The sequence below is a fragment of the Stenotrophomonas sp. PI_27 genome, from assembly GCF_027854495.1.
GTDB classification, from domain to species: domain Bacteria; phylum Pseudomonadota; class Gammaproteobacteria; order Xanthomonadales; family Xanthomonadaceae; genus Stenotrophomonas; species Stenotrophomonas pavanii.
Map to the genome: position 1 here is coordinate 55,068 of NZ_JAJNOF010000006.1, position 24,051 is coordinate 79,118.

Sequence of the window (24,051 nt, forward strand, 5' to 3'; positions counted from 1 at the left end):
AAGGAGCGACGCAATGTTGTCCAGATCGATTGGTAAAGCGGCAGGTGGCCTGGTGTTGGGTTTGTCGGTCGCAGCGGCCGCGCAGGCGGCACCGTTGTTCGAGCCGGTGACGGTCATCAGCCGGGCATCGGCAAGCAGTGAGCCGGCGCTGGGAAAGCTGCTGGCCACCCCGTCCACCGCGACGGTACAGGAAGTGCGCGTTGATGCAGCCGCGACTGCACAGCCGCAGCTGGAATTCGAACTGCTCGGCCAGCGCGTGCAGGCGGTACGCAGCAAGGTCGAGGCGCTGCCCGACGGCGGCAGCATCTGGTATGGCCAGTTCCGTTCGCCCTCGGACAAGCTGACCGCAGCGACGTCCACCGGGCAGGACGATCCCGGCAATTCGCTGATCCTGGTGCGCTCGGGCAACACCATCACCGGTTCGATCCGCAAGGACGGCAAGCTGTACCGCCTGCGCCCGCTGGGCAACCGCCACGTGCTGGTGGAAGTGGATGAATCGCGGATGCCGGCCGACCATCCGGCCGACTACAACCAGCTGCCGAAGATCCCGATGGGCAACAACGATCGCATCGGCATCGCGCAGGCGTCGTCGGGCACGCCGGCCACCATCCGCGTGCTGGTGGTGGCGACCAATGCCGCCGTCACCGCCTACGGCGGCAACATGCAGTCACTGGTGCAGCTGGCGGTGGCCGAGTCCAACCAGGGCTATGTCAACAGCAACGTCGGCATCACCATGCAGCTGGCCGGCTACGAGACCACCAGCTACACCGAGTCGGGCAGCTTCGATACCGACCTGGCGCGCTTCCGCGGCACCAGCGACGGTTACATGGACAGCATCCATACCAGCCGCAACAACACCGCCGCCGACGTGGGCGTGCTGCTGATCAACAACACGGCCTACTGCGGGCTGGCCTCCGGCATCGGCTCGACGGCATCGACCGCGTTCGCGGCGGTGTACTGGGATTGCGCGACCGGCTACTACTCGTTCGCGCACGAGATCGGCCACCTGCAGAGTGCACGGCATGACATCGCCACCGACTCGAGCACCTCGCCCTATGCCTATGGGCATGGCTACCGCTACGAGCCGGCCACCGGCACCGGCTGGCGCACGATCATGGCCTACAATTGCACCCGCAGCTGCCCGCGCCTGAACTACTGGTCCAACCCGAACATCAGCTACAACGGCATCCCGATGGGCAATGCCAGTACCGCCGACAACCAGCGCGTGCTGGTCAACACCAAGGCCACCATCGCGGCCTTCCGCTGAGTCCGTACTGTCCGCGGCCGCCTTGTGCGGCCGCGGATTTCCTGCCGGCGGGAATTACCCGCGGGGCAGGGTATCCAGCGACCAGCCATGGGCGTCCACGCGCAGCACCGAACCCTGTTCGTACCAGTCGCCGAGCACGATGCGGGTGCGGTCGCGGCCGCCGGCCTGCAGCGTGTGGATGGCCGGGCGGTGGGTATGGCCATGGATCATGGTGTCCACGCCGTGGCGCACGAAGGTGGCATCGACTTCGGACGGGGCCACGTCGGTGACAGTCTCGAACTGCGCGCGATCGCCCTGCTTCATTTCCGACTGGCGGGCCTGGCTGGCTTCGCGCGCCTTCTGCGCGAAGGCGATGCGTGCGGCCAGCGGCTGCGACAGGAACTGCGCCTGGAACGCCGGGTCGCGCGTCTGCGCGCGGAACTGCTGGTAGGGGATGTCATCGGTGCATAGCAGGTCACCGTGCTGCAGCAGCACCGGGCGGCCGTACAGCTCGATCACGCAGGGGTCGGGCAGGATGCGCAGGCCGGCGCGGCGTGCGTAATCCTCGCCAAGCAGGAAGTCGCGGTTGCCACGGATGAAGTACACCGGCACGCCGCTGTCGGACAGCACCTTCAGCGCGTCGGCCACCGCATCGGCGGCGGGCGAGGGGGTGTCGTCGCCGATCCAGGCTTCGAACAGGTCGCCGAGGATGTACAGCGCATCGGCGCCGGGCGCCTGCTCGCGCAGGAAGCGCAGGAACAGGTCGGTGATCTCCGGACGGCTGGGGTCCAGGTGCAGGTCGGAAATGAACAGCGTGGTCATGGCCGCATTCTAGGCCATCAAGGAGGACGGTAGCGCCGCCGGCATCGTGGGCTCAGATCCCTCACCGGGGGAACAGGGATCTGACCCCGGTTTACACCGGCAGTGGCAACCAGGTCAGGCTGGCCGAGGCCAGCACGATGGCGATGGCGGTGGCGGCCAGCACATCGGAAGGATAGTGCAGGCCCAGGACCACCCGCGACAGCGCAACGCCACAGGTGAACGGCACCAGCAGCGGTGCCAGCCACGGGTAGTAGGCCAGTGCCACGATGGTGAACGACACCGCGTGCAGGGTGTGCCCGGAGGGAAAACTGAACTCGTCCAGCGGCGCTACCCAGGCGCGGATGCGCAGGTCGGCCGCGTAGGGCCGCGGGCGCCGGGTCCAGCGCTTGAGGCCCTTGTACATCAGCAGCGCGGCCAGGCCCGTGGCGGCCATGTGCACCGAGGCGCGCAGGCCGTCGAAGCCGTCCAGCATCACCAGCGCGGCCATCAGCACGTACCAGAACACGCCATCGCCGAGCCGGCTGATGACTGCGAACAGGCGACGCACGCGCCGCCGCCGGCAGTAGTGGTTTGCGCGCCGGCACCAGCGTGCTTCGCGCCCGGCCAGCAGCTCAAGCGGCGTAGTGCGCATGGCCGTTCCTCCGCGACTGTGCCAGTTCGGCCAGCAGTGCATCGAACTCGGCCACCACCTGCTGTGGATGCAGTCGCTTCATCGCGCGTGCGGCATTGCCGCCCAGTTCGCGGCGTTGCGCGTCATCGGCGGCCAGTCGCACGGCGGCATCGATGAACTGCTCGTCGCTGTCCACGGCTGCGCCGTTCTCGCCATTGCGCAGGTACTCGCGCGCGGCGCCGTAGTCGAAGGCCACGGTGGCCACACCGCTGGCCATGCTTTCCAGGGTCACGTTGCCGAACGTCTCGCTGCGGCTGGGGAACAGGAACAGATCGCCGCTGGCGAAGTGCCGGGCCAGCGCATCGCCGCGCTGGATGCCACAGAAGATGAAGTCGGGGTTTTCATGTGCCAGTTTTTCGCGGGCCGGGCCATCTCCGACCCACACGAAGCGTGCCTTGGGCCGGATCTGCTGCAGCCGGCGGAACGCCTTCACTGCCAGGCCGAGGTTCTTTTCGGCAGCGATGCGGCCGACATAGATCGCCACCAGGCCGTTGCCATCCACGCCCCATTCCTCGCGCAGCGCGGGATCGCGCCTGCCCGGATCGAACTGCTGGCTGTCCACCGCGCGGGCCAGCAGGCGCACGCGCTCGAAGCCCTGTTCGCCGAGGAACTGCTGCAGCTCGCGGGTCGGCACCAGGGTGGCGTCGGCCTGGTTGTGGAAGCGGCGCATCCAGCGCATGGCCGCGGCCTGCAGCCACGCCACGCCGTAGTCGGGCAGGTATTCGTCGAAGCGCGTGTGGAAACCGCTGGCGACCGGAATGCAGAGGCGGCGCGCGGTGCGCAGTGCCGACCAGCCCAGCGGTCCTTCGGTGGCGATGTACACCGCATCCGGGCGTTGTTTCTGCCAATGGCGGCCCAGCCGGATCGGGGCCGGCAGGCCGAAGCGTAGTCCGGGGTAGCGCGGCAGCGCGGCGCCGGGAACCAGCAAGGTGCCGGGTGCCGAGTCCAGCGCTTCGCTGGACTGGCGGGGGCGGACCAGGTCGATCTCGTGGCCGGCTGCACGCAGACCCTGCTCCAGGCCCTGTACGGTGAGAGCGACGCCGTTCACTTCCGGCGGATAGGTCTCGGTGACGATGGCATAGCGCATGGCGGGCCTCCCGGTTTCGGGCATGCTCGGGCCTGGCGATGTAGCCGACATGACCGCTTTGCGACCATCAGATGACGGCGGCGCCGGCCACCGCATGGGCGCTGCGGCCCATAAAAAACCACGGCCCCGAAGGGCCGTGGTCGTCATGCTTCCGTTACAGCGCGATGGATCAGAAGCGCTGCTGGTACTTCATGTAGATGAAGCGGCCGATATCGTAGCCACCGTAGTACGAGAAGGCCGAGTTCGGCTTGCTGTACATGACCGGGCCGTACTTCTCGAACACGTTGTTGGCACCGACCGACACGGTGGCATCCCAAGGCAGCGAGTAACGCACCTGCACGTCGTGGAAGGTGACCGCGCCGCGCTCGTTGTAGTTGCGTGCGCCCTTGTACCACGGTGCGTACACGCCCGGATCCGAGCACTCGTCCGGGTACAGCGCGATGTTCGAGCAGGTTTCCTTCACGCCCGAATAGTAACGCGCGGTCCAGCTCGCGCCGAAGTTGCCCCGCTCGTAGCCCAGCACCAGGTTGGAACGGACGCGGAAAGCGCTGCCGATGCCGTTGGTGACGATCGGGACGATCGAGTTGTCGTTGGAGGTGCGGTAGGTCGCACTGGACACGTAGGTGGTGGCCGAGTTCACGTTGAACTTGCCGAACCGGGTGTCCAGACGGTAGCTCACGTCCAGGTCGTAGCCTTCGGTTTCCATGAAGCCCGCGTTGCGGTTGCCGAACTTCAGGTTGGTCACGATGCCGGTCACCGGGTCACGCTGGAAGCGCGAGCAGCGCGCTTGGATACCCGATTCGTAGCAGTCCTGCAGGATCTGGGTCGGCGTGTCGGCGATGATCGTGTTGTCGATGCGGATCTTCCACCAGTCCAGCGAGGCGTTGAAGCCCTGGATGAAGCTCGGGCTCCAGACCAGGCCCAGCGTCTTGCTGGTCGAGGTTTCCGGCGTCAGCAGCGGGTTCGACCCGGAGGTGAACGGCACCGGGGTCGCGTCCGTCGACGTGTTCACCGGGGTGCCGCCCTGGCGCAGCTGGCGGAAGGTATTCGCATTGGCGATGTCGCGTGCGCAACGTGCACGGACTTCCGCGCTGGAGGCCGAGGAACCGAAGCGGGTGTCGCACGGATCGCTGAACTGCGCGAAGGTCTCCGAACCACCACCGAACAGGTCGCTGATGGTCGGTGCACGGAAGCCCTCGGCCCAGGTGCCACGCACCATCAGCGAGTCGATCGGCTTCCACTTGAAGCCGAACTTGCTGTTGAGCGTGTTGCCGAAGGTGTTGTAGTCCGAGAAGCGGGTTGCGCCGTTGAAGGTCAGTTCCTTCGCGCCCGGCAGGTCGGCCAGCACGGGAACGTTCACTTCCAGGTAGGCTTCGTTGACGGTGTAGTCACCGCCGGTCGGGCCAGCGGCCAGGTTGGTGGTCGCGCCGGTCTGGGCCAGGGCATCCGGGGTGTACTTGCCTTCTTCCTTGCGGCTTTCCACGCCGAACGCGAAGCCGAGGTCGCCGGCCGGCAGGGTCACGATGCTGCCGGCGATGTTGGCAAAGAAGTTCTTGGAGGTGGTGCGGCCCTTGGTGATCTCTTCCGGGAACAGCCACGCCTGCAGTTCTTCGTTGCCGTACAGGCCATCGGCCGCCGTCGTGCCGTACGGCACCAGCGGGTTCCACGGCTTGCACACGTCATAGGAGATCGGTGCAGCGGCGGTGCCGCACTGCACCTTGCCGGTGGCGGCGTTGTAGAACGACGGGCCGACGCCGCCGGCGACGCGAGCCTTGTGCAGGTTGCCGGTCGCCACCGATTCCAGTTCATTGCGGTTGTACTGGTAGCCCACTTCCCAGTCGAAGTAGCGGCTGCCGATCTCGAACGAACCGTCGAACGACGCCACCGCGCGGTAGGTCTTCAGCTCGCTGGTGGTCACGCGCGGCACCTCCCAGGTGCGGCGGTTCCATGCCACGGCGGTCGGGGTGGCGTAACCGTGCTGGCGGCCGAACGGATTGAAGTAGCTGTTGATCGACATCGAGCCGACACCGGCGGTGCTCGACTGCAGCGGATAGCCCGCGATCTGGCGGGTGGACTCACGCTGGTTGTAGCCCAGCTCGGTACGGAAGTTGACGTTGTCGGTGATCTTGAAGCGGCCGTCGAAATAGACCGAGTCACGCTTGACCGGATACATCACGTGCATCTGGTCGTTGGCGTTGCTCACGTCACCGGTGAACGGCGTGCTATCGGTGAGGTGGTAGTTGGCCGGATTGGTCGGATCCGCGCCGCGGTTGAGGGAGTAGCCGCAACCCGCAGTGGCGGTACAGCCCGGGCCGCGCAGACCGGTGAACTGGCCGTACTGGCTGATCGTGGTCCAGTTGCTGCTGTCGTACGGATGACGATCGGTCATGCCGTACTTGCTGAAGCCGCGATCGCGCGCCCACACGCCCTTCTCTTCGGCGTGCTCGGCCGACAGGGTCAGCGACAGGCGATCGTTGCTCCAGCCGGCGACCACGTCGAAGCGGTCACGCGCGCCGTCGCCCTGGCTGTACTGGCCGTGGTAGACGTTGGCGGTCACACCGGTGACATTGGAGCGGGTGATGATGTTCACCACGCCGGCCATGGCGTCGGAGCCATAGATCGCAGAGGCGCCGTCCTTCAGCACCTCGATGCGTTCCACGGCGGACACCGGCAGAGTGGAGATGTCCTGGTAGCCGGAGGTGCTGATGCCCAGGCGCTTGCCGTTGACCAGCACCAGCGTGCGCTGGGTGCCCAGGTTGCGCATGTCGATGTAGGTGCCACCCGCGTTTTCACCCGCGGTCAGCGCATTGGCGCGGCTGATGGTCGGGCTGCCCATCGCGGTGACGTTCTGCAGGATGTCGGCAACCGAGCTGAAGCCCTGCTTTTCGATGTCGTTGCGGCTGATCGCGAACACCGGCTGGGCGGTTTCCACGTCCACCTGGCGGATGCGCGAGCCGGTGATCTCGATGCGGTCGAGGTTGGTGGGCGTAGCGTTGCTGCCGTCCTGGGCGAACGCGGGCAGGGCGGCCAGCGTTGCGGTGGTAACCAGGGCATAGCGGATGGCCTGCCCCAGTGCGGTGGTGCGTGAAGTCATGGCGAGCTCTCTCTCTCAGGTCGTGCACAAGACGCCAAAGTGGGCGTCGAAGGAGCCAGCTGGGTTGATGACCGAGCCGGTGACCCGATAGTAGTCTCGTTAGTTAATGCTCTGTAAAGAGTTCGTATCAATTTATGTCACGAGGCACCTTCTGCCTTCACGAAACGTGAACAAAAGCAGGCGCTTACGTGAGAGGTCCGGGACGCGATACGGTGCCGTCGTGTTGCGAAGCAGCACAAAAAACCGCCAGACTGCGCAAAGTGGGACAGCGAAGTGCGTCACTTGAGCGGTCCCGTGCAAGGCACGGGGCGGCGTATTCAGGCGACGAACGGGCGGAACTGGATGCCCAGCCCGGCGATGCCGTCGGTCTCGCCGATCAGGTCGGCGCGGAGCAGCGGACGGGCATCGATGAACGCCTGCGGCACGATCAGCGACAGCCGGTTATCGTCGGCGGTCAGTTCCAGCGCCGGCAGCGGGGCATCCTCGTGGGCGCGGTTGAGCAGCACCGCCAGCCGCAGCAGCGCCGCGAGCCGGCGCGCGGTCAGCAGCAGGCGCTCGGGCAGGGCGTCGAAGGCGGTCTTGGCCACGCTGCGGCGGTGGCTGCGCACCAGCGCCGCCAGCATCTGTTGCTCCTGGCGCGAGAAGCCGGCAATGTCCGAATGTTCCAGCACATAGCTGCCATGCACGTGGTAGCCGCTGTGCGCGATCATCAGGCCCAGCTCGTGCAGGCGCGCGGCCCAACCGAGCATGCGCGCATCGTCGGCGTCGAGCCGCCAGCGTTCCTGCACCTGTTCCAGCAGCGAGAGCGCGGTCTCCTGGACGCGCTCGGCCTGCACGGTATCGATGCCGTAGCGCTGGCTGAGTGCAGCCACCGATTCATCGCGCAGGTCGTTCTCGCCGGCGCGGCCGACGATGTCATACAGGATGCCTTCGCGCATCGCGGCCTTGCTGACCAGCAGCTTCTGCAGGCCCAGCGCCTGGAACGCGGCTTCCAGCACCAGGATGCCGCCGGCGATGATCGGGCGGCGGTCGCTGGACAGGCCCGGCAACTGGATATCGTCGATCTTCTTGGCCTTCAGCAGTTCATCGCGCAGCTGCGGCAGGGCTTCGGCGGTGATCGCGCCCTTGCTCAGCTTCATCGTCGCGCAGATCTCGCTGATCGCCTTGTGCGTGCCTGACGAGCCCAGTGCTTCCTGCCAGCCCAGCGCACGGTACTTGCTGGCGAAGGGCTGGAACTCGCGGCCGATCTCGGCCAGCGCGTCCTTCCAGCGCTTCTTGCTCAGCTTGCCGCCCGGGAAAAAGCGCCGCGTGCTGGCGATGCAGCCGGCCTGCAGGCTTTCACGCTCCAGGGTCTGCATGCCCATGCCGATGATGAACTCGGTGGAGCCGCCGCCGATGTCGATCACCAGCCGGCGCTGGCCGGGCTTGGGCGGCTGCGCATGGGCCACGCCCAGGTAGATCAGGCGGGCTTCTTCGCGGCCGCTGACCACTTCGATGGCATGCCCCAGTGCGGTTTCGGCCGGGACCAGGAACGACTGCGGCGAGCGCAGCTGGCGCACCGTGTTGGTGGCCAGTGCGCGTACCCGGTGCGGCGGCACATTGCGGATGCGCTGGCCGAAGCGCGCCAGGCACTCCAGCGCGCGCTGGCGGGCCGCTGCGGAGAGGCCGCCCTTGCCGTCCAACCCATCGGCCATCCGCACGGTCTCGCGCAGGCGGTCGATCACCCGCAGCTGGCCAAGCGTGTAGCGCGCGATGACCATGTGGAAACTGTTGGAGCCAAGGTCGATGGCGGCCAGCAGGTCGCCATCCTGCAATGCGGGCGGAGTCGTGGTGGTATGCGGCATGGACGAATGTTAGCCGAAGGGGCGGTGTGCTCGTCACCGCGCGGCCTTCACATGTTGGAAGAGGGGAGTGCGGCAGGGCTGCGCCCTGCACCTGCCGAATCAACGGCAACAGCCACAGCAACAGCAGGCTATCCGTGGGATGGCGGGCTGGGTCCGATGGCAGGGGACGCCGTGAACCCGTCCATGGGGGCTTGGTCGCCGCATCCATGCGGCTCACACCCCTGCCACCGGACCCACCCCGCCTTCGACAGTTCTCTGCGACCTGCCGGACGGCGTTCTGCGCTGCTGCTGGTGGGTGTCGACCTTGGTCGACACCTACCGGGTCAGAGCCCCTGCATCAACGCCATCTGTGCCGAATGCGGGGCTTCGTCATGGGCCGGGGCGCGCTTGTGGTACACGCCGTCCGCGTCCAGCTCCCAGGCATTGAGGTTGTCGTCCAGGTAGTTCTGCAGGACTTCGCGGTAGACCCGCTTGGCCAGTTCCGGATCGAGGATCGGGAAGCAGGTCTCGACCCGGCGCAGCAGGTTGCGCTCCAGCCAGTCGGCGCTGGCGCAGTACATCTCCGGCGCGCCGTCGTTGCCGAACCAGTAGACCCGGCTGTGTTCCAGGAAACGACCGACGATCGAGCGCACGCGGATGTTGTCCGAGATGCCCGGCACGCCCGGGCGCAGTGTGCAGGCGCCGCGGATGATCAGGTCGATCTGCACGCCGGCCTGCGACGCGGCATACAGCGCACGAACCACCTGCGGCTCGTTCAGTGCGTTCATCTTGGCGATGATCCGCGCGGGGCGACCGGCGGCGGCGATGCGCGTCTCGCGCTCGATGCGGCCGAGGATGCCGGTGTGCAGGGTGAACGGCGACTGCAGCAGGCGCTTGAGCTTCATCTTCGAGGCCAGTCCGGACAGCTGCTGGAACAGCAGGTGCACGTCGTTGCCGATGTCCGCGTCGGCGGTGATCAGGCTGATGTCGGTGTACGCGCGGGCGGTGCCGCTGTGGTAGTTGCCGGTGCCCAGGTGCACGTAGCGGCGCAGCTTGCGGCCCTCGCGGCGCACGATCAGCAGCATCTTGGCGTGGGTCTTGTAGCCGACCACGCCGTACACCACCTGCACCCCGGCTTCCTGCAGGCGATCGGCCAGGCCCAGGTTGGCTTCTTCGTCGAAGCGGGCGCGCAGCTCCACCACCACGGTTACGTCCTTGCCGTTGCGCGCGGCCTGGATCAGCGCATCGACGATCAGCGAATCCTTGCCGGTGCGGTACAGGGTCTGCTTGATCGCCAGCACGTTGGGGTCGATCGCCGCCTGCCGGATCAGGTCCAGCACCGCGGTGAACGCATCGAACGGGTGGTGCAGCAGCAGGTCCTGGCGCGCCGCTGTCTCGAAGATGCCGTCGCTGTCGCGCAGCGTGCGCGGGGTCATCGGCGGGTATTTCAGGTCCGGCTGCGCGATCAGGTCGTACAGCTGGATGATGCGGTTGAGGTTGACCGGGCCATCGATGCGGTACACCGCGTTCTCGGTCAGGCCGAAATTCTGCAGCAGCGTGCGCACGATCTCGCGAGGCATGTCGTGGGCGATTTCCAGGCGCACCGCCGGCCGGTAGCCGCGGTCAACCAGTTCGTCGCGCAGCGCCAGCGCCAGGTTTTCCACTTCCTCCTCGTCCACCACCAGCTCGGAATTGCGGGTGACGCGGAACTGGTAGGCACCCTGGACTTCCATGCCCGGGAACAGTTCATCGACGAAGGTCGACAGCACCGACGACAGGAACACGAAGTTCTGCGATCCGCCGAGCTTCTCCGGCAGCTGGATGATGCGCGGCAGCGAGCGCGGTGCACGCACGATCGCCAGGTGGCCGGCGCGGCCGAAGGCATCGGTGCCCTTCAGCACCACCACGATGTTCAGCGACTTGTTGAGGATCTTCGGGAACGGGTGCACCGGGTCCAGGCCCAGCGGCGACAGCACCGGCATGATCTCGTTGCGGAAGTAGGCACGCAGCCAGCGCCTCTGGCGGTCGGTCCAGGAATGGCGACCGAGCACGCCGATGCCGGCCTCCATCAGCGCCGGGCGCAGCGTCTCGTTCCAGCAGCGGTACTGCTGGTCCACCAGCTCCGCAGCGCGGTCATGGATGGCGTTGAGGATGGCCTGCGGGCTCATGCCGTCCGGTGCCGGCGGCAGGCCGAACTCCTGCGCGTGGCGCACGGCCGCGGCGCGGATCTCGAAGAACTCGTCGAGGTTGGTGCAGGAGATGCACATGAAGCGCAGGCGCTCCAGCAGCGGCACCTGCGGGTCCATGGCCTGCGCCAGCACGCGGAAGTTGAAATCCAGCTGCGACAGCTCGCGGTTGATGTACAGCGCCGGGTCGCGCAACGGATCGTTGTCCGGGCTCACGGGGAGGGGGAGGGATCCGAGGCTGCTCATGGCGTCATTCTTCGATGGAGGTCAGGGGGGCGGACTCGCGCGGGCGCACGTGGTCGGCATCGAAATGGCAGGAGAACACCGAGCCCTTGCCGACTTCGCTTTCAATCTCCAGCCGTGCGTGGTGCAGGCCGAGGATATGCTTGACGATCGACAGGCCCAGCCCGGTGCCACCGCTCTCGCGCGAGCGGCTGCTGGACACGCGGTAGAAACGCTCGGTCAGGCGCGGCAGGTGGGTGGCGGGAATGCCGTAGCCGGAATCGCGCACCGCCAGCACGGCGCCGTCGCCTTCGCGGCGGAACTCCACCGCGATGCGGCCACCGGCCGGGGTGTAGCGCACCGCGTTGGTGACCAGGTTGGAGAACGCGCTGTGCAGTTCCTTGGTCGAGCCCTGCAGGTCGACACCGGCCAGATCGTCGATGCTGATCTGGTGGCGGCCCTGGCTGTGCGCCTCGGCCTCGCGGCGCAGTGTCGCCAGCATCGGCTGCATGGCCACGGTCTCTTCTTCGCTGTGCTCCTGCGATTCCAGCCGCGACAGGGTCAGCAGGTCTTCCACCAGCTGGGCCATGCGCTGGCTCTGCTTGCGCATTTCTTCCAGCATCGGGCCGGTGCCGGGGAAATCCTCCGGGTCCATCATGTCCAGGTAGCCGTGAACCACGGTGAGCGGCGTGCGCAGTTCGTGTGAAACATTGGCCACGAAGTCGCGGCGCACCTGTTCCAGGCGCAGCAGTTTGCTGACGTCGCGCGCGATCAGCAGCCAGTAGTCCGACGAATAGGGAATCAGGCGCAGGTTCAGGCGGATCGCCGGGTCGACCGGCGAGGGCACGTCCAGGATCGGTTCGGCATTGCGGCCACCGGCCAGCCAGTGCGCCAGCGGCATCGGCTGCAGGCGCTCGACCAGGGCCTCGCCGAGGTCGCCGGGGTGGTGCAGGCCAAGCAGGGCGGTGGCCGCTTCGTTGAACCACTGCACGCGCTGGCTGTTGCGGTCCAGCACCACCACCGCATCGGGCAGTGCGGCGGCAGCGGCGCGGTAGCTGCGCAGCATGTCCAGCAGGCGGCGCTTGCGCACGCGCATTTCCACCTGGTTGCGGTACAGCAGGCGGTCCAGTTCGTTCCAGACGCCGGTGCCTTCTTCGGCGGTGTCCCAGCGCTGTCGGGCGGTCAGCCGGCGCAGCACGCTGCGCAGGCGCCAGTAGTGCCAGGCCAGGGTGGCCAGGGCGGCCAGCGCGATGCACAGCCACAGGTGGCCCGTGACTCCCCCCACCAGTCCGGCGAACAGCAGTACCGCGGCAACAGTGGCCAGGGTCTTCAACCAGGCAGAGCGGATGTGGCGGGGCATTGCGATCTCGTCGTTGAGGTGCGGCGGTTCACTGGGGTGAACCGAGGGTTATAGCAGAGTTGCCGGCACCGGCACCCGCAGGTGCACGGCGCCGGCACGACGAGACTCAGGTGGCAGTGGAGAAGCGGTAGCCGGCGCCGCGCACGGTCTGCACCATGTTCTCGGCGTTGAACGGTTCCAGCGTCTTGCGCAGGCGGCGGATGTGCACGTCGATGGTGCGCTCTTCGACGTACACGCTGCCGCCCCACACGTGGTCCAGCAGCTGGGCGCGGGTGTAGACGCGCTCGGGGTGGGTCATGAAGAAGTGCAGCAGGCGGTATTCGGTCGGGCCGATCGGCACCGGCTGGTCGTTGGCGAACACGCGATGGGCCGCGCCGTCGATGCGGATCGGGCCGACCGCCACGCTGCCGTCCTCGTCATCCTCGCGCGCGCGGCGCATGACCGCACGGATACGGGCCAGCAGTTCGCGCGCCGAGAACGGCTTGACCACGTAGTCATCGACGCCGGCCTCCAGCCCGCCGACGCGGTCGTTCTCTTCGCCACGGGCGGTCAGCATGATGATCGGCACTTCGCGGGTCAGCGTTTCCTTGCGCCAGCGACGGGCCAGGTCCAGGCCACTGGTGCCGGGCAGCATCCAGTCCAGCAGGATCAGGTCGGGGACGCGGTCGGCGATCGCGGTCTGGGCCTCTCGGGCATCGCCGGCGTGGACCGGTTCGTAATCGCCCTTGCGAAGGGCGAAGGCGACCATTTCGCGGATCGCGGGCTCGTCATCGACGATCAGGATGCGTTTCTGCACGAGGACACCGTAGGGCTCGGTTACTGGAGTGGTGCCAGTAGACTACGGTTTGATGACATGTTTGTGACTTCCCGGGCGGAACCGGCCGGGATTGCCATCGGCCGGTCATGCAGCGCTCAGCGGCGGTCGAGGTCCGGGTCCTGCACGCCCTGGCGGCGCAGCTCCAGTACGGTCGGGGTGATCGATTCGATGCGGGCGTCGACGCGCGCGCGGCCGATGTAGTCCAGCGCCGGGTTGCGCTTGAGCGCCTGCAGCTGCAGCAGCGCCTGTTCCGGCCGCCCGCTGAGGAACGCCGCCTCGGCATAGGCTTCGCTGGCGCGCACGCTGTCACCGGCCAGCTCGCTGGCGCGGGCAAAGCGCTGCTGGAAGACCGGATCATTACCGCTTTGCGACAGCAGCGGGCGCAGCATCGCCTGTGCCCGCTGGCCGGCCTCGCGGTTGCCCTGCTCGTTCAGGATCTCGGCATAGGTCAACGCCACCGGGCGGCTGTTGGGATGTTCGCGCAGCAGCTGCTCGAAGCGGCTGTTGGCCTGGGCGGCCAGGCCCGCACGCGACTCCGCCTCGCCCAGGCCCAGCGCCAGCCACAGGTTGCCGGGATGGGTCTGCAGCAGGCCCGCCAGGGTCTGCCGGGCCTGGCCGGCACCGGCACGGCCACCGCGCATCATCGCCAGGGCCTGGCCATAGCGCTGTGCATCATTGAGACCGTCCTTCTGCCGTTTGGCCAGATCGGCATACTCGCGTTCCAGCTCGGGGGTGGAATCGGCACTGAGCACGCGCAGGCGCTCGCGTGCCCACTCGAAGTCACCGCTGGCGCCGCGGTTGAGCTGGCCGATCGGCAGGCGCAGCACACTGCTGGGCAGCAGCGGGTTGTTGCCGCGCAGCAGCGGCTCGCCCAGGCTGGGATCGGCCGGGTCCACCCGCTCCCTGCGCTCGCCGCTGGGGGTGCTGGTGGTCAGCAGCACCGTATCCTTCTTCATCTGCTCGGCGCGGGCCTTGGCCTCGCTGATGCGGGTGATGTTGACCGGGTGGGTGCGCAGGAACTCGGGCACGCTGTAGCCGCCTTCATTGCCGCGCATGGCCGCCGACATCCGTTCGAAGAAGCCGGCCATGGCATCCACGTCGTAGCCGCTGCGCGACAGGGTACGGATGCCGAGGCGGTCGGCCTCGGACTCGTTGGAACGGGTGTAGTTGATCTGCCGTTGCTGCATCAGGCCCATGCCTGAACTGATCGCGGCCATCGTCGCGTTACCGGACGAGGTGCTGTTGCTGGCCTGCGCGGCCACCACCGCCGCCAGCATGCCCAGCAGGATCGGGATCTGGTCACGCTGGGCACGCTCGACGCCGCGCAGCACATGCTGCTGGGTGACGTGGGCGATTTCGTGGGACAGCACCGCAGCCACCTCGTCCTCGCGCTCGGCGGTCAGCACCAGGCCGGCATTGACGCCGATGTAGCCGCCGAGGGTGGCGAAGGCGTTGATCTGGCGGTCCTTCATCACGAAGAAGGTATAGGGCTGCCGTGGCTGGTCACTGTTGGAGCCAAGCCGGGTACCCATGGTCTGCAGCCAGTCGTTGACCAGCGGATCGTCCAGCAGGTAGCCATAGTTGCGCAGCTCGCGCAGCATCATCGCGCCGTACTCGGCCTGGCGGGCCGGGGTCAGCAGCTCGCCGGCCGAGGAGCCGATGTCAGGCAGCTTCTCCTGGGCCTGGGCCTGGGCCTGGGCCAGCGGCATGGCCAGGGCCAGGGTGACGGCGGTAGTCAGCAGCAGGGCTCGCAAGCAGAAGGTCCTCGGGCGGGGCGCGCCCAGCGTGGCAGGGCGGGGGGCAACCATTCGTTAATCCACAGTGTTGCGGCCGTGGCGTGGAAATTCCAGCGCACCGGTACCATATGTAGACCGTCGATCCATCGTGGAGTTTCCCGTGACAGCCCAGACCGCCGGCGGTGCCCCCGCCATCACCCTCTATTCCACCGCCGTCTGCCCGTACTGCGTGGCCGCCAAGAACTTCCTGAAGAGCAAGGGCCAGCAGTGGACCGAGGTCCGCATCGACCTGGACCCGGCCGAGCGCGAGAAGATGGTGGCCAAGACCCGCCGTACCAGCGTGCCGCAGATCTTCGTCGGCGACGTCCACGTCGGCGGCTACGACGACATGATGGCCCTGCACCGTGAAGGCAAGCTCGAGCCGCTGCTGGCCGGGCAGGGCCAGGCATGAGCGCGGCCGACGACGGCAGCAAGGACCGCATCGCCGAGTTCACCGAGTTCCGCAAGCGCATGAACGAGCGCATCCTGGGTGAGCCGAACCAGGTGGTGCGGCGCTTCTTCGCGCTGGACACGCAGACCTACCAGGCCGGCGCGCTGGATGTGAAGACCAAGGAGCTGCTGGGCCTGGTGGCCTCGATGGTGCTGCGCTGCGACGACTGCATCAGCTACCACGTGGCCCAGTGCAAGGACGCCGGGGTCACCCGCGAGGAGTTCTTCGAGACCTTCTCGGTCGGCCTGGTGGTGGGCGGTTCCATCGTGATCCCGCACCTGCGCCGCGCGGTCGATTTCCTCGACCAGCTTGAAGGTGGCGCCGCCGCCCCGGCAGCGCACGAGCACTGAGTGCTCCGGAAGTGCCGGCCGCTGGCCGGCATTTCCTGAACCCCACATGGCCGAGGTTGCCGGCCAGCGGCCGGCACTACCGCACCCGCGAGTGGCCTTCCCCACGATCCAACAACCCAGGAGCCCCTTCTTGTTGAAGGGGCGCGCCGACAGGCGCAGGGTTAAGGCGGGATGCGCGGGCAAAACCGCAGAGCGGTTTGCTCAAGGGGGCGCGCCGACAGGCGCGGGGACAAGGTGGGATGCGCGGGCAATTCTGCCTGAGCCGGGCACTGGGACCATGGTCTATTTGGGACCTCGGCCCCGGCTCAGGCATAATTGCCGGTGAAACTTCCTTTGCGCCGGCGTTTCCGGGCACGTCCGGACGGCGTTTTTCCCCCTGTTCGGAACATCGATCAATGACGCAGAAAATTACGGTCATCCGCGGCGACGGCATTGGCCCGGAAATCATGGACGCCACCCTGTTCGTGCTGGACCAGCTCAAGACGGGCCTGGAGTACGAAGACGCCGACGCCGGCCTGGTGGCCCTGGAGAAGCACGGCGACCTGATGCCGGCGGTGACCCTTGAATCGATCGCGCGCAACAAGGTCGCGCTGAAGAGCCCGCTGACCACCCCGGTCGGTGGTGGCTTCACCTCGATCAACGTCAGCCTGCGCCGCCACTTCGACCTGTACGCCAACGTGCGTCCGGCCCACACCTTCCCGAACACCAAGTCGCGTTTCGACAACGTCGACCTGATCACCGTCCGTGAGAACACCGAAGGTGCCTACCTGGCCGAAGGCCAGGAAGTGTCGGCCGACGGCGAAACCGCCTTCTCCGGCACCCGCATCACCCGCAAGGGTTCCGAGCGCATCGTGCGCTACGCCTTCGAGCTGGCCAAGAGCACCGGCCGCAAGAAGGTCACCGCCGTGCACAAGGCCAACATCATCAAGTCGACCTCGGGCCTGTTCCTGAATGTCGCCCGTGAAGTGGCCGCGCAGTATCCGGACATCGAATTCCAGGAAATGATCGTCGACAACTGCTGCATGCAGCTGGTGATGCGTCCGGAACAGTTCGACGTGATCGTCACCACCAACCTGTTCGGCGACATCATCTCCGACCTGTGCGCCGGCCTGGTCGGCGGCCTGGGCCTGGCCCCGGGTGCCAACATCGGCAAGGACGCGGCGATCTTCGAAGCCGTGCACGGCACCGCGCCGGACATCGCCGGCCAGGGCAAGGCCAACCCGTGCGCGCTGCTGCTGGCAGCCGCGCAGATGCTGGACCATGTCGGCCAGCCGGAAAACGCCGAGCGCCTGCGCAAGGCCATCGTGGCAACCATGGAAGCCAAGGATTCGCTGACCGGCGACCTGGGCGGCACCGGCACCACCATGAGCTTTGCCCAGGCCATCGCCCGCCGCCTGTAAGCGGCCGGCCGACCTCGGTTGGATCCACAGCGGGGCGCCTTCGGGCGCCCCGTTGCGTTATGGGCAGACCCGGTAGATCCACGCCATGTGTGGATGACGGGGCGTTGGTCCGCAGCCACCCATGGGGTGGCTTCAGGGGGATGGCCTGTGCGAATTCCGCACAGATCATGTGCCCCTGCGGGGCTGGTTCGTGCGCCAGGCGCTCCGCATCCTGTGCTCCACACCCATCGCAGGAATCCGCACATGAATCTCACCGCTTTCGGTCTGGCCAGTCTGATCGGCATGGCCGCCACCGCCCCGGTCGCCGCCGCCGAGCCGGCCCATCCCACCATCCGCCACATCGCAGGGGCACCGCGTGCGGGCTCGCTCGACGCGGCGAAGACCGCCGTGCTGGTGATCGACTTCCAGAACGAGTACTTCGATGCCAAGGCCGCACCGGGCTTTGCCGGTGGCCGCATGGTCATTCCCGATGGCCAGGCCGCGCTGCGCCAGGCGAAGCGGGTGGTCGACTTCGCCGATGCTCATGGCATCCGCGTGATCCATGTGCAGCACGTGCTGCCGGCGGGTGCGCCGCTGTTCGCGCAGGGCAGCATCAACGCGGCCTTCCATCGCGACCTGCAGCCGCGCCAGGGCGAGACCGTGGTGCAGAAGGACAACGTCAGCGTGTTCGCCGGCGCCTCCGCCGCCGTGCTTGATCAGGTGCTGAAGAACGCTGGCATCGACACTCTGATCGTCACCGGCCTGCAGACCCATGCCTGCGTGGCTGGTGCCGCGCGCGACGCGGCGGCCGCGCCCCGTGGTTACCGGGTGATCGTCTCGTCCGATGCCAGCGCCAGCCGCGACCTGGATCTGGCTGGCGGCCAGCGCATCGGCCATCGTGCGCTGCATGAAGCCTCGCTGGCCCAGATCGAGGACGCCTTTGGTGATGTCATGACGACTGACGCGATCCTCGCACTGCCGGTGCGCAAGGCCGGCGACGGCGCTTGATAAGCTGGCGGGGCCCGCATGCCGTGGGCCCCGCCACGTGGAGCTGCCCGCCGATGGATCACTTCGCCGCCCTGCGTGCGCTGCGCGCCATCGTTGACGCGGGCAGCTTTACCTCCGCCGCCGAACGCCTGGGCACCACCCATTCGGCGATGTCGCGGCAACTGCGGCAGCTGGAAGAACACCTGCAGGTGCGCCTGCTTGATCGCAACAGCCGTCGGCTGTCGTTGACCGAGGCCGGGCGCGATTACTACCGCGAGGCGGCAACGCTGCTGGACCGCCTGCAGGAGGCGGACGATCGTGCCCGCGCCGGGCAGGCGCAACCCAGCGGCAGGGTGCGGATCAGCGTGCCGCAGGTGGTGGCCAGCCAGGAACTGCCGCATTGGCTGCCCTCGTTCCTGCAGCGTTACCCGCAGGTCACGCTGGACCTGTCGGCGGATGATCAGCTGGTCGATGTAGTGGGCGGTGGTTTCGACCTGGCTCTGCGCATCGCGGCTTCGTTGCCGGACAGCCAGCTGGTCGCGCGCGAGCTGGCCAGCTGCCCGCGCATCCTGGTCGCCGCACCGGCCTACCTGGCCCGGCATGGCCTGCCGCGGCAGGCTGCGGACCTGGAGCAGCACACGCTGCTGGGTTTCAGTCCCACCCCATCAATGCCGCCCTGGCAGTTGCAGGGGCCGCGCGGCGCCTGCGTGAGCGTTGAAGCCGGACAGCGCCTGCGTGTGGATGCCACGCCTGCGCTGTACGCCGCCGCGCTGGCCGGAATGGGTATCAGCCTGTTCACCGCGTTGACGGTGCAGGAGGACCTGCGCGCCGGTCGTTTGATCCGGGTGCTGCCGGCCTGGCATGCCGGCCAGCGGCGCTATTTCGCGCTGTATCCGCATGCACGTGCGCTCGCGCCCAAGGTGCGCGCGCTGGTCGAGCACCTCGCGGCGCACTACGCTGCACCGATGGGCGCGGCCGGATAGCCGCGCGGCTGCAGCCGTGGTGGTGATAGCGTCGGTGAGTCTGCGGATTGCCCCGCAAAGGGCTGGGATCAGGTCGGGCGGAACATGCGGAAGCGCTGTTCGGCGCCGATACGGAAGTAATCGGCGGGGCCGCCGCCGCGCAGGATCGGTGCCGCTGCGGCAGTGTCGTAGATGCCATCGATCAGCAACCGTGCATCGATATGCACCGCCACCACCTCGCCCAGCACCAGCCAGCCTTGGGTGTCCTGTCCGGCGGCATCGCGCAGGCGCACGATCTGGGTGCAGCGGCATTCCATGCTGACCGGGCTTTGTTCCACCCGCGGTGGTGCGACCTGCGTGGAGGCCAGCGGGGACAGGCCGGCGAGGGCGAACTCGTCGACATCCGGCGCGACCGCACGGCAGCTTTCGTTCATGGCCTCGGCCAGGTCGAAGGTGGCCAGGTTCCAGACGAACTCTCCAGTGGCTTCGATGTTGCGCAGCGAGTCTTTGCGGCCCTGGCTGGAGAACCCGATGATCGGCGGGGTGTAGTTGAAGGCGTTGAAGAAGCTGTAGGGCGCCAGGTTCAACGTGCCGCCCGCGTCCTGGCTGGAAATCCAGCCGATCGGGCGCGGGCCGATGATGGCGTTGAACGGGTCATGCGGCAGGCGGTGGCCCTCCGCCGGGCGGTAGCTGTGGAAGGTGTCGGGCATGGGGGCAGGGGACGTGTGGGCTTGCTCGACTCTACAAAAAAAGCCGCGACCCTTGCGGATCGCGGCCTGTCGTTTACGGCGTGGCTGGACTCAGCGCTGCTGGATCTTCGAGAGCAGGCGCAGGAATTCCACGTACAGCCAGACCAGGGTCACCATCAGGCCGAATGCGCCATACCACTCCATGTACTTCGGCGCACGCTGGGCGACGCCGGTTTCGATGAAGTCGAAGTCCAGCACCAGGTTCAGCGCGGCCACGACCACCACGAACAGGCTGAAGGCAATGCCCAGCCAGCTGGCGTCGTGGATCACCGGCACGTTGATGTTGAAGAAGCCCAGCACGAACGAGGCCAGGTAGAGCAGGGCAATGCCGCCGGTGGCGGCGACCACGCCCATCTTGAAGTTCTCGGTGGCCTTGATCACGCCGCTGCGGTACGCGACCAGCAGCGCGGCCAGCGTGCCGAAGGTCAGCAGCACGGCCTGGAACACGATGCCCGGGTACTTCATGTTGAACAGCGCCGACACGGCGCCCAGGAACAGGCCTTCGACCAGCGCGTACATCGGCGCGGTCACCGGCGACCATTCCTTCTTGAAGATGGTGATCAGCGCCAGCACCAGGCCGCCGATCGCGCCACCGATGGCGTACAGGCTCGCGCTGCCGGAGATCTGGCCGTAGTCGTCGACCGACTGGCTCCAGGCGAACGCCGCGGTCAGCACGGTCAGCAGCAGCAGGAGGCCGGTCTTGTTGGCGGTGCCGTTGAGGGTCATCACCTGGTCGGAGCTGGTCACCACCGAACCGCTGGCGAGGTCGAGGAAGGTCGACTCGGAAAGAGCCGGGTTGCCGCTGCGCATGCGTATTCTCCGTGCGAATGAGGATCGGGACGGCCATCCGGCCGATGACCGCGAGCATAGCCGATGACTGCGTACGGCGCTGTGGCGGGGACCAGCGTCGAGCCGGCCGCGTTGACAGTTCGCGACCGGCTTGGCGACAATGACCAGCTCCCCGGGCCTGGCCCGAGGGGATTGCAAGACCGGGGTATAGCGCAGTCTGGTAGCGCGCCTGCTTTGGGAGCAGGATGTCGGGGGTTCGAATCCCTCTACCCCGACCAATCCCACATCACGTCGGATTGGACACCGTTCCGGTCCGGGCGCCCGTAGCTCAACTGGATAGAGCACCGGCCTTCTAAGCCGGCGGTTACAGGTTCGATTCCTGTCGGGCGCGCCATTTAAATCAATCAGTTAGACCTTGCCGCGCCTTCCGCTCCGGAATTGGCTCCGGACAAGGAGCTGTGCTATGAGCATGCCTACCAGCTATAGTCCGGGCTAGGGTCTGCCGACTGCGTCACGCATTTGGTCGGGAGATATGGAAATCTAACCCTTTATGACTTATAAAGCATGGCCAAGGTACGCTTACCCAAGCGTCCCATCACCCTTCGAGTGCTCAAGGTAGTTGAAGCCGACTTGGCGGCGATCAATGAACCCAAGGTCACGAAGGGATTCTGGGCGTTAATTCAGGAGCTCAAGGATGACTCTAGAAAGCTGGAGGCGCTGTCTGGCGCCGACAACTCCGCTCACGGGGACTTCTTCGATGTGGTGCCCATCACTGTCTACGTGAAAGGCCGACCCAGCCGACCCATCTGGCGCCTGAAGAGCTATGACCTGGCTAGGCAGGGTCTTCACTTCCGAATCATTTATGTTTATTTCAAGGCCACACGCACCGCGATAGTGCTGGCCGTGGCACCACGAGATTGGGACTATGATCACAACGATGCACTGGGGCAACGGATCACCAGAGACTCTGATCGGCTCGAGGGAAGTTTCGGCTAGCGCCGGTTCCTCGCAGGCTGCTTTTGCGCTGGTCTCTGTGTGGTCAACTACTGCATTTCCCGACGATGTTGCAGAGGTTGTAGCAAACGCGGTCAAGCGCATTTGTGTCGGCCAAGTCGTCCCGGAGCTGGCTTCTTCGGAAGACTCGTCTTTGGATTTTGCGGACATCGATGCAGTGGTTGCTGACCTTGAGCACGCCGACCCTACAGGCATGGCCGAGGCTCGCCAGTGGGTTGGTGAGGTGCTGTACCAGTCTCCGAGAGAGTCTTTACGCGCGCTCAGACTCGCAGCTGGTTTTTCGCAGGCCAAATTCGCGCGCGAGATGAACACCAACCAAGCTGTCATATCTCGTTGGGAGAATGGCAAGGCTGATATGCGAGTTTCGACCATCCATCGGATCGCTTCGGTGTTGAAGGCTGATGTTGATGACGTATGGCATGCAGTCTGCAAGAGCTGCTCTGAGGAAGAACCAGGCAATGCCTAACTTCAACGCGCATGCGATATTCTGCGACGACATCCGCCGGGAGATCGGTGGAACGATGTCATTGATGGGTGTCTATGGGACAGTCGCGCAGCGAGTGGCCAAGCATCCCCTTCGGCTTGCTTGTGTTGTGGTCATCAACTGCGATTTGGGTGAAGACATCAGCAAGCTGAAGGTTGAGATGCTTGTGCACGTCGATGGCGCTGAAACTCCGGAAGTGACCAAATTCCCGGCATTGCCTGCTGGCAAAACACGGGCCGATCCCGTAATGCAGGTGCTGATTGATCGATTCGATGGCCGTCCACCGGGCGGAGTTCCCAAAGCCACGATGGTTGGAATTCTGCAGGCTGAAGGTATTAAATTCGAAGACAGCTGTGTGTTCTCGGCTCAAATCGATGGCGTAGAAATTAGCCGCCTGACCTTCTTCCGTAAGGAGAAGAGCGCAGGAGAAGCGCAAGCCAAGCTGTCATCGACCGCGTCAGATAAGAAGAGAGCAGTGAAGACGGGAAGTGCGCGCAAGGCGACGGTCAAGCGCAAAAAGCAAGATAGCTAAGAACGGGACGGGCGGTCCTGCCTATGTGGCCGCCCGAGCCCCGTCTAACCGCATTCGTGCAGCTGTAATTCGGCAGTCATGCGCCCGACTCTGGCACGGTGGGTAAAGAATGGTCGTAGACGTGCATCATGGCATCGGTCTTGTGGCCACTGGCCTCTCTCTTATCGCCCCTGGTATCGGTCACACCCCGGTGCTTCAAGCTGTGGAGGCCGAAACGCTCTTCCTGGCTTAGGACCCCGTCTTTCACCGCATTGCGCATCATGCGCCCCCAGGCAGTCTGCCAACCCGCCTCGGTCAACCGCTCGCCGTCCTCGCTGACGAGTAGATAGCGGTCTTCGGCCCGGATGGGTACAACTCCCCCTCTCTTGCTCCAAATTGCCGCGCGGCGAGCCCGTAGCAGCGCTATCGCCTCTTCGGTTTCCGGGCCCTTGCGCACCAAGTTGTCGCGGCTACCCTTCCGGCGATTCGTCCGCAGTAGCTCACCGTCCACATGGGTGTCAGTGAGCGTCAGCACCTCAATTCCGCGTAGACGAGCCTGATAGGCCACCTCCATCGCTGCCCATAGGTACGCAGGGACAGCTCCCTTTGCCCGGGGCCCGCGTGCGCTGCAAGTCTTCGCATACGCCTGCACGCGTCGGAACACATCCACCGGCGGCATGCGGTGGTCTGCCTTTTCCTTGACCTGCTTGATGCCGGCGGCGGGGTTCGTCGTGACGTGGTCATGTTCGCGGGCCCAACCGAATACCCTTCGCAGGTAGCGCAGCCAGTGGTTCGCCTTCGTTGGGTAGCCGGGGATGGCCGGATCGCCCGGCTTGAAGCCAGGGCGTCCCTGCGCGATCACGTCTATCAGGCGCCTGATGAAGCCAGGCGTGAGCCTATCCACCACTGCGTCTCCAAGGGCGGTGCCGTTCTTCAGCGGATAGACCTTGATCGCGGCCGCATACTCCTTGTAGCCCTGTTGCGTCTTCGGGCTCAGCTGCGCGAAGGCAAGGCTCTTTGCATGCTGATCGATCACGTATGCGATCGTGCCGCGCAGTGCTGCGCCCTGGCGCGCCTCCATGATCGCGTGCAGGTCCGATAGCCGCGCGCCGGGTCCGGCTACAGTCTTCTTCCGGAAGCCGTGGCCCTCTTCGTGGGGGTTGCGCACATACCAGCGGCCTCGACCGGTGGGGTCCCAATAGATCCCCACCGGGAGGCGGGTGTGGTCAATGTGCTTCGGCAGGTTGGGTGCGGCCTTGCGGGGTCGTGCCAT

The 24,051-nt window shown here is 66.3% G+C and carries 21 protein-coding genes and 2 tRNA genes; 11 read left to right on the top strand and 12 right to left on the bottom strand.

The window, feature by feature from the left end; translation table 11 throughout:
• Positions 1 to 13: 13 nt before the first annotated feature.
• On the top strand, positions 14 to 1,267 hold the full coding sequence (locus LRM18_RS09565; protein ID WP_049468176.1) for a zinc-dependent metalloprotease: 1,254 nt from the start codon (positions 14 to 16) through the stop codon (positions 1,265 to 1,267).
• A 54-nt stretch (positions 1,268 to 1,321) separates the two neighbouring features.
• Here LRM18_RS09565 and lpxH read toward each other — a convergent pair whose 3' ends face one another.
• The 9 genes from lpxH to LRM18_RS09610 form a co-directional block, all read right to left on the bottom strand.
• On the bottom strand, positions 1,322 to 2,068 hold the full coding sequence (gene lpxH / locus LRM18_RS09570; protein WP_049468174.1) for a UDP-2,3-diacylglucosamine diphosphatase: 747 nt from the start codon (positions 2,066 to 2,068) through the stop codon (positions 1,322 to 1,324).
• 91 nt (positions 2,069 to 2,159) lie between these two features.
• Positions 2,160 to 2,699, bottom strand: coding sequence for a phosphatase PAP2 family protein (locus LRM18_RS09575; protein ID WP_064237740.1), 540 nt, complete (start codon positions 2,697 to 2,699; stop codon positions 2,160 to 2,162).
• Positions 2,680 to 3,825 carry a glycosyltransferase family 1 protein gene (locus tag LRM18_RS09580; protein WP_270953946.1) on the bottom strand — a complete coding sequence of 382 codons (1,146 nt, stop codon included), beginning with the start codon at positions 3,823 to 3,825 and terminating at the stop codon, positions 2,680 to 2,682. Before LRM18_RS09580 ends, LRM18_RS09575 begins: the two co-directional genes overlap by 20 nt.
• A gap of 169 nt (positions 3,826 to 3,994) precedes the next feature.
• Positions 3,995 to 6,919 carry a TonB-dependent receptor gene (locus LRM18_RS09585; protein ID WP_053462269.1) on the bottom strand — a complete coding sequence of 975 codons (2,925 nt, stop codon included), beginning with the start codon at positions 6,917 to 6,919 and terminating at the stop codon, positions 3,995 to 3,997.
• Positions 6,920 to 7,236: 317 nt separating this feature from the next.
• On the bottom strand, positions 7,237 to 8,763 hold the full coding sequence (gene ppx / locus LRM18_RS09590) for an exopolyphosphatase (protein ID WP_049468166.1): 1,527 nt from the start codon (positions 8,761 to 8,763) through the stop codon (positions 7,237 to 7,239).
• A gap of 323 nt (positions 8,764 to 9,086) precedes the next feature.
• Positions 9,087 to 11,174 carry a polyphosphate kinase 1 gene (ppk1, locus tag LRM18_RS09595; RefSeq protein WP_053506092.1) on the bottom strand — a complete coding sequence of 696 codons (2,088 nt, stop codon included), beginning with the start codon at positions 11,172 to 11,174 and terminating at the stop codon, positions 9,087 to 9,089.
• A gap of 4 nt (positions 11,175 to 11,178) precedes the next feature.
• Entirely contained in the window at positions 11,179 to 12,510 is a 1,332-nt protein-coding gene (gene phoR / locus LRM18_RS09600; RefSeq protein WP_049468161.1) for a phosphate regulon sensor histidine kinase PhoR, read from the bottom strand.
• A 106-nt stretch (positions 12,511 to 12,616) separates the two neighbouring features.
• The gene (gene phoB / locus LRM18_RS09605) at positions 12,617 to 13,306 is read right to left on the bottom strand and encodes a phosphate regulon transcriptional regulator PhoB (protein ID WP_005408258.1); all 690 of its coding nucleotides are present in this window, start codon (positions 13,304 to 13,306) and stop codon (positions 12,617 to 12,619) included.
• Positions 13,307 to 13,422: 116 nt separating this feature from the next.
• Positions 13,423 to 15,135 (bottom strand): M48 family metalloprotease, encoded by a 1,713-nt coding sequence (locus LRM18_RS09610; RefSeq protein WP_270953964.1) that lies wholly within the window; start codon positions 15,133 to 15,135, stop codon positions 13,423 to 13,425.
• Between the two features lie 88 nt (positions 15,136 to 15,223).
• Between LRM18_RS09610 and grxC the strand changes: the two genes are divergently transcribed.
• The 5 genes from grxC to LRM18_RS09635 all read left to right on the top strand — a co-directional run bounded on the left by grxC (position 15,224) and on the right by LRM18_RS09635 (position 19,252).
• Positions 15,224 to 15,514 (top strand): glutaredoxin 3, encoded by a 291-nt coding sequence (grxC, locus tag LRM18_RS09615; RefSeq protein ID WP_053462274.1) that lies wholly within the window; start codon positions 15,224 to 15,226, stop codon positions 15,512 to 15,514.
• The gene (locus LRM18_RS09620) at positions 15,511 to 15,903 is read left to right on the top strand and encodes a carboxymuconolactone decarboxylase family protein (protein WP_004154542.1); all 393 of its coding nucleotides are present in this window, start codon (positions 15,511 to 15,513) and stop codon (positions 15,901 to 15,903) included. The genes grxC and LRM18_RS09620 overlap by 4 nt, the downstream gene beginning before the upstream one ends.
• Before the next feature lie 395 nt (positions 15,904 to 16,298).
• Complete coding sequence (locus LRM18_RS09625) at positions 16,299 to 17,303, top strand: isocitrate dehydrogenase (protein ID WP_049464919.1); 1,005 nt, start codon at positions 16,299 to 16,301, stop codon at positions 17,301 to 17,303.
• A 243-nt stretch (positions 17,304 to 17,546) separates the two neighbouring features.
• Positions 17,547 to 18,290, top strand: a complete 744-nt coding sequence (locus tag LRM18_RS09630) for a cysteine hydrolase (protein WP_270953969.1) — start codon at positions 17,547 to 17,549, stop codon at positions 18,288 to 18,290.
• Positions 18,291 to 18,343: 53 nt separating this feature from the next.
• Positions 18,344 to 19,252, top strand: a complete 909-nt coding sequence (locus tag LRM18_RS09635) for a LysR family transcriptional regulator (RefSeq protein ID WP_049471075.1) — start codon at positions 18,344 to 18,346, stop codon at positions 19,250 to 19,252.
• A gap of 68 nt (positions 19,253 to 19,320) precedes the next feature.
• On the opposite strand, the gene LRM18_RS09640 is transcribed toward LRM18_RS09635, so the two are convergent.
• Both LRM18_RS09640 and LRM18_RS09645 read right to left on the bottom strand, forming a co-directional pair.
• A complete protein-coding gene (locus tag LRM18_RS09640) occupies positions 19,321 to 19,941 on the bottom strand; it encodes a flavin reductase family protein (RefSeq protein ID WP_270953972.1) in 621 nt (206 codons plus the stop codon).
• Positions 19,942 to 20,031: 90 nt separating this feature from the next.
• The gene (locus LRM18_RS09645; protein ID WP_270953974.1) at positions 20,032 to 20,790 is read right to left on the bottom strand and encodes a Bax inhibitor-1/YccA family protein; all 759 of its coding nucleotides are present in this window, start codon (positions 20,788 to 20,790) and stop codon (positions 20,032 to 20,034) included.
• Positions 20,791 to 20,970: 180 nt separating this feature from the next.
• On the opposite strand from LRM18_RS09645, the gene LRM18_RS09650 reads away from it, so the two are divergent.
• The 5 genes from LRM18_RS09650 to LRM18_RS09670 all read left to right on the top strand — a co-directional run bounded on the left by LRM18_RS09650 (position 20,971) and on the right by LRM18_RS09670 (position 22,799).
• Positions 20,971 to 21,047 (top strand) — tRNA-Pro (locus LRM18_RS09650).
• 39 nt (positions 21,048 to 21,086) lie between these two features.
• Positions 21,087 to 21,163: transfer RNA gene (locus LRM18_RS09655), tRNA-Arg, on the top strand.
• Positions 21,164 to 21,333: 170 nt separating this feature from the next.
• Positions 21,334 to 21,765, top strand: a complete 432-nt coding sequence (locus LRM18_RS09660) for a hypothetical protein (protein WP_270953976.1) — start codon at positions 21,334 to 21,336, stop codon at positions 21,763 to 21,765.
• Complete coding sequence (locus tag LRM18_RS09665; protein WP_270953978.1) at positions 21,707 to 22,249, top strand: helix-turn-helix transcriptional regulator; 543 nt, start codon at positions 21,707 to 21,709, stop codon at positions 22,247 to 22,249. Before LRM18_RS09660 ends, LRM18_RS09665 begins: the two co-directional genes overlap by 59 nt.
• Entirely contained in the window at positions 22,242 to 22,799 is a 558-nt protein-coding gene (locus LRM18_RS09670; protein WP_270953980.1) for a hypothetical protein, read from the top strand. The genes LRM18_RS09665 and LRM18_RS09670 overlap by 8 nt, the downstream gene beginning before the upstream one ends.
• A 76-nt stretch (positions 22,800 to 22,875) precedes the next feature.
• Here the strand turns inward: LRM18_RS09670 and LRM18_RS09675 are convergent, their stop codons facing one another.
• Positions 22,876 to 24,051 (bottom strand): integrase, encoded by a 1,176-nt coding sequence (locus LRM18_RS09675; RefSeq protein ID WP_270953982.1) that lies wholly within the window; start codon positions 24,049 to 24,051, stop codon positions 22,876 to 22,878.

What these genes read in the sequence shown, in the direction of transcription:
- LRM18_RS09565 (WP_049468176.1), top strand. Translation starts at nt 14, where the DNA reads ATGTTGTCCAGATCGATTGGTAAAGCGGCAGGTGGCCTGGTGTTGGGT.
- lpxH (WP_049468174.1), bottom strand. Translation starts at nt 2,068, where the DNA reads ATGACCACGCTGTTCATTTCCGACCTGCACCTGGACCCCAGCCGTCCG.
- LRM18_RS09575 (WP_064237740.1), bottom strand. Translation starts at nt 2,699, where the DNA reads ATGCGCACTACGCCGCTTGAGCTGCTGGCCGGGCGCGAAGCACGCTGG.
- LRM18_RS09580 (WP_270953946.1), bottom strand. Translation starts at nt 3,825, where the DNA reads ATGCGCTATGCCATCGTCACCGAGACCTATCCGCCGGAAGTGAACGGC.
- LRM18_RS09585 (WP_053462269.1), bottom strand. Translation starts at nt 6,919, where the DNA reads ATGACTTCACGCACCACCGCACTGGGGCAGGCCATCCGCTATGCCCTG.
- ppx (WP_049468166.1), bottom strand. Translation starts at nt 8,763, where the DNA reads ATGCCGCATACCACCACGACTCCGCCCGCATTGCAGGATGGCGACCTG.
- ppk1 (WP_053506092.1), bottom strand. Translation starts at nt 11,174, where the DNA reads ATGAGCAGCCTCGGATCCCTCCCCCTCCCCGTGAGCCCGGACAACGAT.
- phoR (WP_049468161.1), bottom strand. Translation starts at nt 12,510, where the DNA reads ATGCCCCGCCACATCCGCTCTGCCTGGTTGAAGACCCTGGCCACTGTT.
- LRM18_RS09610 (WP_270953964.1), bottom strand. Translation starts at nt 15,135, where the DNA reads ATGGTTGCCCCCCGCCCTGCCACGCTGGGCGCGCCCCGCCCGAGGACC.
- LRM18_RS09620 (WP_004154542.1), top strand. Translation starts at nt 15,511, where the DNA reads ATGAGCGCGGCCGACGACGGCAGCAAGGACCGCATCGCCGAGTTCACC.
- LRM18_RS09625 (WP_049464919.1), top strand. Translation starts at nt 16,299, where the DNA reads ATGACGCAGAAAATTACGGTCATCCGCGGCGACGGCATTGGCCCGGAA.
- LRM18_RS09630 (WP_270953969.1), top strand. Translation starts at nt 17,547, where the DNA reads ATGAATCTCACCGCTTTCGGTCTGGCCAGTCTGATCGGCATGGCCGCC.
- LRM18_RS09635 (WP_049471075.1), top strand. Translation starts at nt 18,344, where the DNA reads ATGGATCACTTCGCCGCCCTGCGTGCGCTGCGCGCCATCGTTGACGCG.
- LRM18_RS09640 (WP_270953972.1), bottom strand. Translation starts at nt 19,941, where the DNA reads ATGCCCGACACCTTCCACAGCTACCGCCCGGCGGAGGGCCACCGCCTG.
- LRM18_RS09645 (WP_270953974.1), bottom strand. Translation starts at nt 20,790, where the DNA reads ATGCGCAGCGGCAACCCGGCTCTTTCCGAGTCGACCTTCCTCGACCTC.
- LRM18_RS09660 (WP_270953976.1), top strand. Translation starts at nt 21,334, where the DNA reads ATGGCCAAGGTACGCTTACCCAAGCGTCCCATCACCCTTCGAGTGCTC.
- LRM18_RS09665 (WP_270953978.1), top strand. Translation starts at nt 21,707, where the DNA reads ATGCACTGGGGCAACGGATCACCAGAGACTCTGATCGGCTCGAGGGAA.
- LRM18_RS09670 (WP_270953980.1), top strand. Translation starts at nt 22,242, where the DNA reads ATGCCTAACTTCAACGCGCATGCGATATTCTGCGACGACATCCGCCGG.
- LRM18_RS09675 (WP_270953982.1), bottom strand. Translation starts at nt 24,051, where the DNA reads ATGGCACGACCCCGCAAGGCCGCACCCAACCTGCCGAAGCACATTGAC.